This window comes from Petrocella atlantisensis (assembly GCF_900538275.1).
Taxonomy (GTDB): domain Bacteria; phylum Bacillota; class Clostridia; order Lachnospirales; family Vallitaleaceae; genus Petrocella; species Petrocella atlantisensis.
On sequence record NZ_LR130778.1, the window covers coordinates 1,133,209 to 1,147,668 of the forward strand.

Below are 14,460 nucleotides of genomic sequence, written 5' to 3' on the forward strand. Positions count from 1 at the left end.
AAGTATGAGGTGTATCATGGAGATAGGTATTAATGTAAGTAAAAAAATCAGTATGAATCCAAAAATGATTAACAGACACGGGCTTATTACCGGAGCAACCGGTACCGGGAAAACTGTAACCTTAAAAGTGCTTGCAGAAGCTTTTAGTGAAGAGGGCATACCTGTTTTCATGCAGGATATAAAAGGAGATCTTACAGGATTTATTGAACCCGGTACACATAGCGATAAATTTCAAAAACGCCTTGAGCAAATTGGTCTTGAAAGTGTGGCTTTTACGACATACCCAACTACATTTTGGGATATCTTTGGTGAAGAAGGTCATCCGATTCGCGCAACCGTTTCAGATATGGGACCACTCATGCTCAGTAAATTACTCACACTCAACGATGTTCAGACTTCAGTTTTATATACCATTTTCAAATTTGCAGATGAAAATGGCCTACTTCTACTGGATTTTAAGGACTTGTTGGCTATCCTTGGTCATATCACTGAAAGCGGCTCCAAATTAGAAGGACAGTATAAAAGTATAAGTAAAGCGACCCTGGGTGCTATTCATCGAAAGCTCATCATCATGGAGCAAGAAGGCATTGAACATTTTTTTGGAGAACCTGCCTTTGATATTCACGATCTACTTACTTTTGACAACATGGGGCATGGTATGATTCATGTTTTAGAATCTTCAAAGCTTTCTACCAATCCTAGTCTTTATTCTACTTTCCTTCTATGGCTTCTCTCCGAACTTTTCGAGGATCTCGATGAAGTCGGCGATCTTGATAAACCGCGTCTGGTATTCTTTTTTGATGAGGCGCACTTGATTTTCAAGGACATGTCCAAATCATTACTGGATAAGTTCGAACAGATTGTAAAATTAATACGTTCAAAAGGTGTGGGTATCTATTTCATCACCCAAAATCCCCTAGATATTCCTGAATCTGTATTGGCACAATTAGGCAATAGAATTCAACATGCTTTACGTGCTTATACACCTAAAGAACAAAAAGCGGTGCGCGTTGCAGCTGATACTTTCAGACAGAATGAAGCCTTTGATACAGCAGATGTTATTTCTAATCTAGGTGTTGGTGAAGCATTGATCTCATTCTTAGATGAAAAAGGCATACCCAGTATCGTTGAGAGGGCCTATATTATGCCACCGAAAAGTAAAATCGGCCCCGTTGCTGAGCAAGAGGCCGTCATCAAGCATATCAATATGTCTTATTTTAAGAATAAATATAATCAAAGCTATGACCGCCATTCAGCTTATGAGGCCCTTAAAGAAAAAGCATTGCATACACAAGACAGTATAAACACTAAGGAAGAGGCCAAGAAAAGTGTTCGAAAGACAGATTCTCCCCTTGATCGATTTATGAAGTCGACAGCTTCATCCATTGGTACCCATGTCGGCCGGTCCTTAATACGAGGCATACTTGGCTCATTAAAAAAATAGCCATCTAATTAAATCGCTTTTTCATCATAAACAACATCCATTTCATCTCTTGGTTCAATCTGGATGTTTCCTTGTCATAATACATCAGTAGTCGGTCCATTTCTTTTTTCTTGAGAGAAATGGACTTTTCTTTCATGAATATCTTAAGCAGCTTTTTGTTTTCCTCAATATCATTAAGTCCACCAACTGTTCTATGAATGTTACTATAAAGTTGACCATCATGCTCATCTAGAAATATAATTACACCTGACTCCGCCAAATACAAGAATTTTTTCCCGAATATCCTAAGCTTGTGTAATGATTTTAGATTCTTGATGGATACTTTTTCAAGGAGTGATACATAGTCTTTTTTTAAGTCTTCTTGTATTTTATACTTTATAGCTAATGCTTCATGTTGAGGTACTGCTTTTAACCCAATATTTACTTTATCTACTGACTTTTCACGCTTTAATGTTCTTTTTCTAATTTTTCTTATCATTTTTTTATTTTCATCCTGTAATAGCTTTGAAACTTGCCCGATAAGTTTATTGGAGGCTTCTGCTTTTTTTAAGGACTTTCTAAATACCGAAAGCTTTCTAGACTGTTCAAGATCAATAAAAACTTCTTTAAGAAAATGTTCCAAGTTTTTGACACCTTTGGACTGATATCCATTAAGCATCCAAATCATAGCCCTTAAAGTCCTAATCTCAGTACGAATAGTATGGACTTGTTTACTATCAAGGGCTTGCTCATCTAGGCTTTTTAGAACCCTGAACAAGTCGCGCCATTTTTCTTGGAAAATCCTATCTATTTCATCAAGATCTCTCATAACTATCTTAAAAAACAGTTTATAAGCTTGTTCACATCTCATCTGCTCATACTTTGGAAGGTATTCTCCTATCTCCAATTCATGTGCTAATGCATCGCAATCCTTAATTAATTCATCATAGGGACCATCTATCTGTTTTTTCTTATTGTGTTTGGCCACCGCATCGACCACAATCTGCTTAATAGGCGCCTCTACGTTATAATCCGTAAGCCATCTAAAAGCCAGCCTACTTCCAACAATACCATGCTCTTTACCCATTGCATTTTCAGTGATTCGACCCATATCATGAAGCAAGGCTATGGTCTGGGCAATATCACTGTTCAAACCCCGCCGTTTCGCCATTTCACCACTTAAACGCTCGACACTTCTAACATGTTGATAATCATAGCTTTGTTGACCCAGTTGATCCAATACTTGATATACCCGATACCTTATGTTTTCCAAAATTTCACGTTCTAAAACCAACCTGATTTCACCTACTCTCCTACATTTTATTACGGTTTATACATCTCTTATTTCATTATAATGTATAATTCTATAACTTGCTATGGTTGATTTAAACAAAGAGGCTATGCCTCGCTTTGCAAAGCAAATTGTTCCGGCAGGAAAGACTTCCTTGATAGTTAATGCGATGCTTCAACGCATTAACATGGAATAGACTTTACTAGAGGACAAGAAAAGAAGCTTTGCTTGCATAGAGAACAAGAAGCATAGCTTTAAGAAGTTATAAACGATTATTCTTCAACACCTAATCCGGACATCCAAGTTCCAAATGATGAGAGGTCCTCTAGTGTGAGATTGTATTTTTCATCTATTTTATTCAACATTTCATAAGCCTCTGTTCGAACTTCTTCATCCAGTATGTTGTCATTACTTGATACCAGCTCCATGAACGCCGTTACGAGCTCAGCCATATAACTATCTTCTAATGTTTGTATCTCTTTGAAAATTCTTAAATTATCTTCCTTTAAACGCTGATCTTCAAAATTATATGTTGGTGAATTGTCTATACCCATGAGCAACATACTCATATGATCCTTAAAACGAATGGCCATATATTTTTCATAAAGTGTGCCTTCATAGCCTTCAAGCATTTTACCCATGCCATAGGTTCTAGCTGCAATGATGTCACCGTCTACAATAAAACCGCCATCCGATGCCATCGGTTCAAGGGTATCAATTGCCAAAGTAATCAGCAAGTCTCTCATTGGTTCTGTATTATAATCTCTATTTTTTGCAAACTCCGTAAAATCAACAAGGTAAAACAACATGCCTTCAGCGCTGGCTAGATAATAACCTTGATCCTTGGCTTCCATCACTAAGGTCTTGATTTCATCATCTTCAATCGCATCTACATTTTGAGCTAACTTTATATACTTGTAGTCGTATTGCTCAGCTTCTTTAAAAAATCGATCAAAAAAATCCGGTTGCATGGCATAAGATTCTATAGCTTTATAATCTTCAAAACTGTTCCGACGCATACCGGAAATAGCATAGGCTGTAAACAAATCTGCTTCTTCTGGCGCTAATTTACCGATTCCTTCTTTGTATAAATTATATATAGCTTTGGAAGTACCCTTCTCATCATATAAAGTTTTCATATCCGTCACCCACTTTTTTTGTTCAATGGTAGATACCGGTTCATCGGATTGCTTTATGGGTAAAGCGCTCATATAGGTGGCTAATATATCCTCATACTTTTTCTCAACGACGTTTATGACTTCTACTTCAAGCTGAGGCACATCCAGATTCTCCTCCTGTTGGCTTTCCTGGGCCTCTTCAATGGGTACAGGCACTTCATTTACTTCCTGATTTTCTTTTGATTGACATCCATATAATAATAGACTACCAAGCACCATTAGCATGACGTACAGTGTTATTTTATTCATAAAATGTTTTTTCATTATAATATCTCTCCTTCTTATCCATATGTCTTACTCTTAATTGGACGTATCAACCTATAAAAAAGATGCATTTTCAAGGTAATAGGACGGATTTCCTATAACCTGACCCTATGTTATACTTCTAATATAGAGTAGATTTTTAATGGCAACCCTTTTAACCTTAATACATTGCATAGCTGTACTAAGGATGTGATTTTATGAACAAAAGCCCCACAAAAGTCTTTTTCAAGCAATTGGATCGTCGTTTGTTCATGGAACAATACAAGGAATTGGCCCACGTTGACCGGGCTTTCCCGATTGGTTTTGGACAAACGATATCACAACCCTCACTCGTACTGTACATGACAGAGATTCTTGAGCTAAAGCCGCAGCATAAAGTACTTGAAATAGGAACAGGCTCCGGCTACCAGACGGCATTTCTCGCACAGTTTTCTAATTGGGTATATACCGTTGAAGCCATAGAACCACTTATGAAAAAAGCAGAAATACGCCTAAAAAATTTAAACTATCATAATATATCCTTTATTCTTGGAGATGGTACCTATGGCTTAATGGACCATGCGCCCTATGATCGCATCATCGTAACCGCTGCTGCTAGAGAAATCCCACCAACCTTAATCGAACAGTTGAGGCCGGATGGTCGACTTCTCATCCCTGTTGGCAATAAATATGCTCAAGACCTTAGTCTTATAATAAAAGACAGTGAGGGTAATATTACTGTCTCATCAATAGAACCTGTTCGGTTTGTACCCCTTGTTGGAGACTATGAACTATAATAACATAAATGCAATACATATAGTGATGCTTTTAAGCAATTTCACATTTATTCTAATTAAAGAGAAGTCCAACTACTCAGATACGGGAAGTTGGACTTCTCTCTTATTACTTACTTATTAATGCTTATTCTAATTTTTCAATGTCATGAATAATACTTGCATTATTTTCATCCAGTTTAAATGAAATACTTATTCTATCACCTTCTGTAAGGTTATAGTCTCCAAAGTTGGCTTTTACTGTTTCGGAGAATCGAAAAGCTTTGAATGTATCTTCTGCTGAAATATCAGTAATCTCAACCTCGATACTATTAGAATCTATCTGACCGACATAGATACCAGTTGTTGTCTCCATATCTTCTTCTAACTCTTCTTCCATAGCCGGTTCTTCTTCCGGTAAAGTATCTTCTGTTGCTTCCTCTGTCACTTCCTCTGATGGTTCTTCTGTCATTTCTTCTTCTACGACATCTGAAACCACCTGTTCTTCCTCCATGACTTCGGGTTTGCTATTGAAGCATCCTGAAAACAGCCCAACCACTATAATCAATATGCCAAAAATCATCCATTTCTTCATAATTAAATACCTCCTAAGTTTGTATATTTTATTACTCTATTTTAGACGTATGAAATATAAAACTGTTCCATATTTTGTCTATTTTCCAATTCCCAGCCACAATAGATCTACCATATGCGTTGCCTCATAGCCTATATCAATCACCTGTCCGGTCATCAAGAAATTTCTCATTTTATGCTCTAATAGTGCTTGATACGCAAACCCGATGTCCTTATAGCTCCATTTTCTAGAAAAACAATCGGATGCTATTCCTTGTCGTATAATCTCATGTACTTGCGCCTGTTTATGATTTTGCCATTTCCTAAAAAACTCTGCCGTTTCTTGGTCCAACGCAAAAAATTCTTCAAAATAAATCCTATAAATAATCTTATGCTCTTGAAGTTGATCTAGTGAAGATTGAATGAGGTATATCAATTTGCCCTTAGTATCACCTTCCGGCAAATCTATTGGATAGGGCAAAATGATTGGTTCAATAAGTGCAATCAAGATATCGTCCTTCGACTTAAAATATTCATATACTGTTGTTCTGGCAATTTTTACTTTTTTTGCTATTTCTTCAATCGTTGTAAGCATAAAACCCTGCTCTAAAAACAAACTGTGCCCTGCCTCCAAAATTTGTTGCCTTCTCGCTTCCGCATTCATCTTAACCCTTGCCTCCTATGACATCCGACGCCTCGTCGCTATAATTTCATTTTATCCGACACTTCGTCGTTTGTCAAGGTGACATAAAATTTTATCCCTAATACTTAAATATAGCAATCTTATTTTGCATATCCTCTGCCAAACGAGATAGAGCATCACTGGCATTAGATATCTCTGCCATTGAAGCCGCTTGTTCTTCCATGGTAGCCGATGTCTCTTCAGAACCGGCAGCATTCTCTTGGGCTATGGCCGCTAGATTTTGCATAATTTCTGCTAACTCATTCTTTTTATCATCCATCGTACTCACTGAATCCAGTGCTCTATTGATAATTGACTTAACATCTTCGACCTGCTTAGAAATACCATTAAATTTGCTCTCTGTTATTCGAACACTTTCTACTTGATCCTTAATAATGCCTTGAACCTCTTCCATTGATTTTACAGAACTTTTCGAGTTATCCTGTAACTTTTTCAACATATCGTTAATATCCTTTACGGAAGTCGTAGATTCCTCTGCTAATTTTCGAATCTCATCTGCTACCACTGCAAACCCTTTTCCGGCTTCGCCTGCTCTTGCCGCTTCTATGGCCGCATTCAGTGCTAGTAAATTGGTTTGCTCAGCAATACTTCTAATCAGCTCACTCGCCTGTCCAATCTTATCTGCACTTTCATTGGTCTCTAGGGTACTATGATAGATTTTCTCAATAGCATTATTACTATTTTGAGTTTTTGTATTTAAACCCATTATGACCTCTGTACCTTCATCTTTAAGCAAAGTCAGTTGTCTCATGGCTATATCCACCTGTTTCATATCCTCTAGATCTTCTTCTATAATATGACTTATTTCATCCGTTCTCATCACGCCATTTTCTGTATCTTTTGCTTGTTCTGTAGCACTTTTTGCAATCTCTTCTATGGTTCTAGCCACTTCATCCGCTGCATAGGCCGATTGTTGGCTGGTGGCCGTCAATTCTTCCGAGGATGCTGCTACTTGTTGTGATGTGTCTGATATATGCTTAATAAACTCTCGTAGATTATCCGTTACACTCTGGAAAGCCTTGGCAAGGGATCCTACTTCATCTTTTTTACTTATATAGATTTGCGGTACATCCTCAGTAATATCTAAGTTAGAAATTTTCTTAGAATGTTCAATGATACCAATAATTGGCTTCACGATAGAATCACCTAGAATATAACAAAGAGCTATACTTATAATAAGTATAATTGCGGTCGTAATCAAAATGCTTTTTTGAAGGGTAGGTATGGCTTGTAATACCTCGCCTGAATGCGCTGTTATTACAATAGTCCAATTTGTTCCTTCTATTGGAACGTATCCGATATATAAATCCATATCATTATATGTGTATCTACCAACACTATTTTCGGCTGATATGATTTTCTCAAACTGAACCGCTAAAGACGCCATACTAGGATCTTCTTCTAAAGCACTTATTGGGTTAAATTGATTAAGTACCATTTCTCGGTCAATATGAGCCACAACAGTACCTTTATCATTTATCATATAGGCATAACCATTTTCACCATATCCCAAATCATCTGTGATATCGCTAAGGGCATTTCCATCACGTCTGCCAACTAAAACCCCAACAACCTCACCATTGTTTTTAATGGGTGTTGCAAACATTAAAACTGCCGAGTTGGTTACTCTACTGATAATGACATCAGAAACATTAGATTCACCCTCAAATGCTTTTATAACATAGGCTCTGTCCCCTAGTTCAGCGGTTGTTCCATCATGATAATTGGTTGTCCCATTCGGACTAACGACCCCTAAAGCTAAGAAGCCTGATGCCATCATTTGTTTTTCCATAACACTTTTTTGCTGCTCATAATCCATACTTTCAATTTCGCTAATTTTTGCAATGGTTTCAAGTGATTGAATCCCTGTTTCAATACGACTCTCTGTGAGCTTAGCACCTTCTTCTGCTAAAAGAACCAAGGATGCCTCCGCATTTTCCGTCACCGTCCTACTGATAATAACCAAAGATACAATACCAAAACTGGCTGATATCAATAAGATTAATACTGAAAAATAAACCACCAACTTGCTCTTAATACTTTTCATAACTATTCTCCTTTCTTTGCTAAAAAATAAAAACCACCAATCAACGAATGACCGGTGGTAAGTAAGATACTGCTACAATATCATATATCCAAACGGCAACCTGGCAATCATAGTAACCCCTTAGACCCATAGCTTTGCGACACTATCTTTCGATAGCTGTGCCTTTATTTTATGTGATTAAACTTGAAGAAATAAGCACTAGACTACCCAGTTACCTATCATAATACTTATTGATTTATCATTATACTCTATTGCTAATAAAAAGTACATATAATTCGGCTTTATATTATTTTGAAATTTACTTTTCCATCTTCCTATGCTTAAGGTTTAAATACAACAACTACCATCCCCTAGAGCTACCACCACCGCCACTTCGACCGCCGCCGCCGCCAAATCCGCCGCCACCGCCGCCTCTACCTGAGTTTCTTACAATCATATACAACACAACTCTAGTAATACGTCCGCGATTGAAGATTAAATCTAGCATCATAAGCATGATGCCGATTATGATTAGAATCACATGGAATATGGTCAGCTTGCCTTCTTCCTCTTCAGTGCCCGGCTTATAGTAAACATTCTGGTCTGTTATGGTTGCCTCATCAAGATCATATTCTATATACACTTCTTCAGCTAGTTTTAAATAGGTTCCGATAACACCAGCATCATAATTACCTTCTTGAAAATGACCAATAAGGTAGTCATCTTGTATCCGTCCTGTTTTTGCATCATTTAAGGCACCTTCAAGACCATAACCCACTTCAATACGGGATTGACGGTCATTTAGAGATACCAATAGAAGTAAACCGTTGTTCTTCGTCGCATCACCGATGCCCCATTCTCTAAATAGATTAAGAGCATAAGATTCAATATCTTGCCCTTCTAAACTATCTACAGTAACAACAACAATTTGCGCACCCGTCTCCTGTGCCAATGGTACCGACACTTTCATGATGGCTTCCTCAGTTTCAGCTGAAAGAATACCCGCATAATCATTAACATAGAATTCTGGGGTGTGGCTTGGATAGCTTTGGCCATATATCACCGACATAGAAAGCAGCATTGTTAGAATGAACAATGCCGCTATAGTTTTTTTCAATCTAATCCCTCCTAGTTATTAAAATCTACAGTAGGGACTTCACTTGCGCCTTCACTGGCTTCAAAATATTCTGCCGACTCAAAACCAAACATTCCGGCAAAAAAGTTCATAGGAAACTGCTTCGCAACACTGTTAAAGTTTCTGGCCACTGAATTGTAGTCCTGTCTTGCTACTGCAATTCTGTTTTCAGTCCCTGCCAGTTCATCCGCCAACTGCCTGAAATTGGCATCTGACTTTAGATCCGGATAGTTTTCAGATATTGCAAGCAACCTTGATAATGCCCCTGACAATTGTGCATCTGCTTCTGCTTGTTCGCCGACTGTTCCTGCCCCCATCATTCTTGCACGTGCATCCGCAATATTATCAAAAATTTCTTTTTCTTGGCTTGCGAATCCTTTAACTGTTTCAACCAAGTTTGGAATTAAGTCATTTCTTCTTTGTAGCTGATTATCTATCTGACTCAGAGACATATTCACTTCTTCATCTAATACGACTAAACTGTTGTATCTTGATACGACCGTACCACCTATGGCAAAGATGATTAAGACGATGACTGCTATAACGATTAAAGCTATACTTCCTTTTTTCATACTAACACCTCTTCTAATTGTCATTTTCATAATTGTTATAATGTTTACCATACGAATGCAAACATTACAACTTGAATATCTTCTACATTGTACCACTAACCTTTACCTCTTACCATGACATAGTCATCGTTTTAATCATTTTTTAATTCTTTTTACTTGATTTTGACAATAAACGTCGTCCTAATATGCCACTTGAAATTGAAATTATTAATTTTTATAACGATATATTCCTTTACATTTTATGATTGGTTAAGGCGTCAAAACTAGGTTTTGACGCCTTAACCATGACTTTATACATAATAATTATAGAATTTCTTTTGCCATCATGATATAATGTGAATATTACTATTAATGATAATGATTATGATTATCCAAGGTCGGTTTCTTATAATGAAATCATATTTAAATTGAAAGGACTGATTACATGTTGGGTTGGTTCAATGCTTTTTTATTATTCTTGCTCCTCTCCTTTCCGGTTGCTATTGAAGTGAACAAACGTTGGCTAAAAGGAAAGAATAAAAACTATAATCAATTCTTGAAAAAGGGTCGCAAGATGCATCCCTATGTCGGTGGTCTGTTAGTCCTGACCGGACTTATCCATGGCTATCTAAAACTGGGGCGTTTTGATTTCCATACCGGCTCATTGTTATTGATGGTTTTGGCACTCAACGGACTCCTCGGATTGCTTTACAAGCGTACTAAAAAAAGATCTTTTGCTAAGGTCCATCGATATATGGGTATTTTGATTGTTTTACTCTTCTTACTCCATTATCTGCGTCCATGGTATTTTATTTAGACACTTTAAACAACCTATAAGTTTTTAAAGAAAGTGGTGATACTATGAAATGGCTCCTAATAACTCTTATGGCATTAACTTTGTCCCTTACCGGTTGTCAATCGGATGAGGCTAACAATTATGTACCAGTTGTGGAAGAAGAAATGCCTATTGAAGACGAACAAATTGTTGAGACAGATGAACCCGAAATGGAAACCGATGAACTTATGGCTGATACAGATAGCATCGAGCTCACCTTAGAGGCCTTGGCTGCCTACAATGGAAAAGATGGTATGCCTGCTTATGTAGCACATAATAACATCATCTATGATGTATCAGATGTACCTCAATGGGCCAATGGTACCCATAACGGTCAGTTTGCTGGTACGGACCTAACGGGTATCATTGAAAAAGCACCTCATGGTGTAAAAAACCTTGAACTCGCAAAAAAAGTAGGCGTGATTATCGAATAACACAATCTGTTTCCAGCACTTTACGGTCGAAGTTGGCTTATTATGGAATTACTCACCCTTAATCTTACCAAATTAAAAAAGACAAGCGCATCTAGCGCTTGCCTTTTTTTATAATTAGTTACACAGTCCTCTTATGAATTATATGCCAACTCTGTCCAGTTCCTTCAGATTATATTGTCGAATTAATTTCATCAACTTTATCGGATACTGAGGATCTGTTGCATATCCAGCACGTTTAATAGCCCATGCGCCCAAACTGCTTTGATACATCACATCTCTAAACGGTGCATATCGATCTGCGTTTAACAGTAAGCTCTTATGATCATTCCAACTCTCTTGAGCATTATTATAGGCTCTAAAATTGGCATCCACTCTATAGGTTACACCATTATAGACCTCCCACGTATTGGAAGTAACGGATCCATTTGTCGCCGAACCTTTTATGCCAAAGAGGTTATAAGAAAACTTGCCACTATATTTATCTTGTGGCACGCTTTGACCCCAACCTGTTTCTAATATGGCTTGAGCGGTTTGCAATGCCGCTGACATACCTGTGTTGTTCCAAGATGTCTTTGCCATACCGGATGAAAACGCTAAAAATTTGTCTTTTTCAATAATGGCTTTTGGACCAAATGTTTTGTCCGTATATATTCTAAAATCTATGGTCTCTGATACTATCTTAGAACCATTGTAGTAGCCTTCAGCTCTAAGTGACACTTGTCCCTCATCTGATGATGTTGGCTTAAATATCCATTCATCTGTTGTAGGAATATCTTGTCCAATAATCTTGGTCGACCCTGTACTTTTATTGGTTAGTATATAACTCACTTTGTCCATCGTAACGTTGCTACTTACATTAAGCTTTGTTTCACTTGTTAGTACCTGATTTGGACCTACGCCTGAAAGTTGTAGCTTAGGGCTTCCATCGACTTTCACTTGTACATAAGCACTTTCTCGAACCGTTCCGCCGGCATCAATAACGCTGACTTTTAGCGCCTTATTGCCAGAAAAGCTTTCACCCGGAAACCATCTATAACCACCATAAGGTAAGGTTGCCAATACCGTTTCCACACCGGTTCTCTCATCTTTAATCAGGTAAGTCGTCTCTCTTACATCAAAGTTTCTTGATGCAAGCAATGTAACCGGCCTATTCACCGTCATACCCTCTGTAACACCAACTAAAGAAAGGTTCAAGTCAACTTGAATACTAAAACTATAGGGTGCACTATAATAGACATTGCCCATAGCATCATAGGCCATCACTTTAACACTATAATTCCCTTCTTGAGATTTGGTAGGTGTCCAAGTGTAAGAACCATAAGGATCTTGTTCAATGACTGTGATTACTTTACCATTACCGAGGTTGGTAAGCTCATAGGTGATATGTTCCGCTATAAAATTAACATTCGGCTTAAGTACCACTGTTTTCTGAATGGTTTCACCATCAACAAGACCTTCTAGTACTATATTAGGCGTAACTGAAATATTTACGGGAACTGCATCTGCTGCTAAAAGTTTATTATATTTATCATAGAGCGCAACGACCATGACTTTATTCCCATTATCTTCAAGAGAAGGCACATAGGTTAAGCTGTTTGAAACACTGGTCGTTCTACCAACAACAAAACCGGTAGCTGTTTGTCGGTCTACGAGCAATAATCGAATCTCGCCAAGTGTCGCTTTGTAACGATCACCAAAAGTGAATGTTACCGCTGTTTTACCATGAATCGATTGACCCGGTGACAGGGATGTTATGGCTACTTCATGGAAAGGTGCTTTTACAGATGTTTTACTTGAATCTACACGAACCTCCCTTGTCTCATTAACCCACTCAATACCGATGCCAAAGGCATTGCTGATAAGTCTTAGTGGTACATAAGTACGGTCACCTACAATTAAAGGTGCTACGTCGCTCACCTGATAAGAGGCGCCTTGGTTGTAGCCTACTAGTGCACTACCGATCTTGAGAAAAACACTTTGATCCCCTTTAATAACCTCAACTGTTCTGTTCGTAGGATCCCAATTGACGGTTGCGCCAATTTCCTCTGTAACAAAACGTATAGGTACCATGGTTCTTCCATTTTGAATAATCGGTGTGGACAACTGAGTTATGTCTTTTCCATCTACAACCAAACGAATATCTTGGGCATGACCATCAATGGTCATTAAACTTGATGAGACTATGTATAATGCAGATAAGGTAAGACTTAGTATAATATTTCTAATTAACTTCATGTGAAAACCTCCTTCGACCCATCGGTCACAACCATTATATCAGATATGTTTACCCTCTATCTAGATATGAATGATTTTGTAACCCTATTGTCATAAGTCTTCCATACACGTATGCAGAACACACGTAATATGATTGTTTCTTGTCACAATAAAAATATCATAGACGCTTTACGATTTTCTATAAATATATTTTTAATAATATATTTATACATTATTAATAGGAACTTATAGCTTGTTCTGATATACTCAAAGCATTATTAATGACGATAGGAGTACGTGTATGGAATTTCATGAAATATTGCAGATGAACATGGGTAATAAGAATCTTGATGTCCTAAAAAATATAGATTTTATAGAAAATATTAAAGAGTTTGGGATTATGCAACAACTGTATCGAGCTGCTATAAAAGAGGTACGTACTAAGTTAGAAATATTGGATGAAGAATTTCAGATCAAATACGACCATAGCCCTATTCATCATATTGAATATAGGCTTAAGTCGCCTCAAAGCATCATGGATAAGCTCATTCAAAAAGATGTGGAAATCAGCACCCAAAGTATATGGAACAACCTATCGGATGTCGCCGGTATTCGTGTTATTTGCAACTACATCAGTGACATCGATAAAATAGCCGCTTTTTTAGTCCGACAAGACGATATCACCTTGATTCGACGCAATGACTATATTGAAAACCCAAAACCAAATGGGTACAGAAGTCTTCATCTCATTGTAGCAGTGCCCATATTCTTATCCGACTCGACAAAGCATGTGAAGGTTGAGGTTCAGATTCGAACCATCGCTATGGATTTCTGGGCCAGTCTAGAACATAAACTGAAATATAAAACCCAGGATGAGGTCTCTAAAGTTATTCGTGACCGATTATTTGATTGTGCTCGTTCTATAACCCAATTAGACTTAGAAATGCAATCTATCTACGAAGCCATAAAGGCCGACCAAGAATAATAGCCTCCAAGTAAGCTACAAAATTTCAAGCAATATAAACAAATCAAGCGCATCCAAATATTTTCTATATTTGGATGCGCTTGATTTGTTTATATT

General features: G+C 37.5%; 13 protein-coding genes and 1 riboswitch. Of the genes, 5 read left to right on the forward strand and 8 right to left on the reverse strand.

Features of this window, described 5'->3' with window-relative positions; all coding sequences use genetic code 11:
- Positions 1-16: 16 nt before the first annotated feature.
- Positions 17-1,444: a helicase HerA-like domain-containing protein gene (locus tag PATL70BA_RS05310; RefSeq protein WP_243115967.1), complete on the forward strand. Its 1,428-nt coding sequence runs from the start codon at positions 17-19 to the stop codon at positions 1,442-1,444.
- A gap of 4 nt (positions 1,445-1,448) precedes the next feature.
- Here the strand turns inward: PATL70BA_RS05310 and PATL70BA_RS05315 are convergent, their stop codons facing one another.
- Both PATL70BA_RS05315 and PATL70BA_RS05320 read right to left on the reverse strand, forming a co-directional pair.
- A complete protein-coding gene (locus PATL70BA_RS05315) occupies positions 1,449-2,717 on the reverse strand; it encodes an HD domain-containing protein (protein ID WP_125136403.1) in 1,269 nt (422 codons plus the stop codon).
- A gap of 269 nt (positions 2,718-2,986) precedes the next feature.
- Complete coding sequence (locus PATL70BA_RS05320) at positions 2,987-4,156, reverse strand: hypothetical protein (RefSeq protein ID WP_125136404.1); 1,170 nt, start codon at positions 4,154-4,156, stop codon at positions 2,987-2,989.
- 197 nt (positions 4,157-4,353) lie between these two features.
- On the opposite strand from PATL70BA_RS05320, the gene PATL70BA_RS05325 reads away from it, so the two are divergent.
- The gene (locus PATL70BA_RS05325) at positions 4,354-4,932 is read left to right on the forward strand and encodes a protein-L-isoaspartate(D-aspartate) O-methyltransferase (RefSeq protein WP_125136405.1); all 579 of its coding nucleotides are present in this window, start codon (positions 4,354-4,356) and stop codon (positions 4,930-4,932) included.
- A gap of 124 nt (positions 4,933-5,056) precedes the next feature.
- Here PATL70BA_RS05325 and PATL70BA_RS05330 read toward each other — a convergent pair whose 3' ends face one another.
- The 5 genes from PATL70BA_RS05330 to PATL70BA_RS05350 all read right to left on the reverse strand — a co-directional run bounded on the left by PATL70BA_RS05330 (position 5,057) and on the right by PATL70BA_RS05350 (position 9,917).
- Positions 5,057-5,503: a hypothetical protein gene (locus PATL70BA_RS05330; RefSeq protein WP_125136406.1), complete on the reverse strand. Its 447-nt coding sequence runs from the start codon at positions 5,501-5,503 to the stop codon at positions 5,057-5,059.
- A 78-nt stretch (positions 5,504-5,581) separates the two neighbouring features.
- A complete protein-coding gene (locus PATL70BA_RS05335) occupies positions 5,582-6,145 on the reverse strand; it encodes a TetR/AcrR family transcriptional regulator (protein WP_125136407.1) in 564 nt (187 codons plus the stop codon).
- Positions 6,146-6,242: 97 nt separating this feature from the next.
- Positions 6,243-8,231, reverse strand: coding sequence for a methyl-accepting chemotaxis protein (locus PATL70BA_RS05340; RefSeq protein ID WP_125136408.1), 1,989 nt, complete (start codon positions 8,229-8,231; stop codon positions 6,243-6,245).
- 91 nt (positions 8,232-8,322) lie between these two features.
- Positions 8,323-8,404, reverse strand: a riboswitch (cyclic di-GMP riboswitch).
- 167 nt (positions 8,405-8,571) lie between these two features.
- Positions 8,572-9,327, reverse strand: a complete 756-nt coding sequence (locus PATL70BA_RS05345; RefSeq protein WP_125136409.1) for a TPM domain-containing protein — start codon at positions 9,325-9,327, stop codon at positions 8,572-8,574.
- 11 nt (positions 9,328-9,338) lie between these two features.
- Positions 9,339-9,917: a LemA family protein gene (locus PATL70BA_RS05350; protein WP_125136410.1), complete on the reverse strand. Its 579-nt coding sequence runs from the start codon at positions 9,915-9,917 to the stop codon at positions 9,339-9,341.
- Between the two features lie 424 nt (positions 9,918-10,341).
- On the opposite strand from PATL70BA_RS05350, the gene PATL70BA_RS05355 reads away from it, so the two are divergent.
- Entirely contained in the window at positions 10,342-10,713 is a 372-nt protein-coding gene (locus PATL70BA_RS05355; protein ID WP_125136411.1) for a hypothetical protein, read from the forward strand.
- 68 nt (positions 10,714-10,781) lie between these two features.
- The gene (locus PATL70BA_RS05360; protein WP_243115968.1) at positions 10,782-11,165 is read left to right on the forward strand and encodes a cytochrome b5-like heme/steroid binding domain-containing protein; all 384 of its coding nucleotides are present in this window, start codon (positions 10,782-10,784) and stop codon (positions 11,163-11,165) included.
- Between the two features lie 138 nt (positions 11,166-11,303).
- Here PATL70BA_RS05360 and PATL70BA_RS05365 read toward each other — a convergent pair whose 3' ends face one another.
- Positions 11,304-13,400, reverse strand: coding sequence for a stalk domain-containing protein (locus tag PATL70BA_RS05365; RefSeq protein ID WP_125136412.1), 2,097 nt, complete (start codon positions 13,398-13,400; stop codon positions 11,304-11,306).
- A gap of 280 nt (positions 13,401-13,680) precedes the next feature.
- Here PATL70BA_RS05365 and PATL70BA_RS05370 point away from each other — a divergent pair, with 280 nt between their 5' ends.
- Positions 13,681-14,364 (forward strand): GTP pyrophosphokinase, encoded by a 684-nt coding sequence (locus PATL70BA_RS05370; RefSeq protein WP_125136413.1) that lies wholly within the window; start codon positions 13,681-13,683, stop codon positions 14,362-14,364.
- The last annotated feature ends 96 nt before the right edge of the window (positions 14,365-14,460 follow it).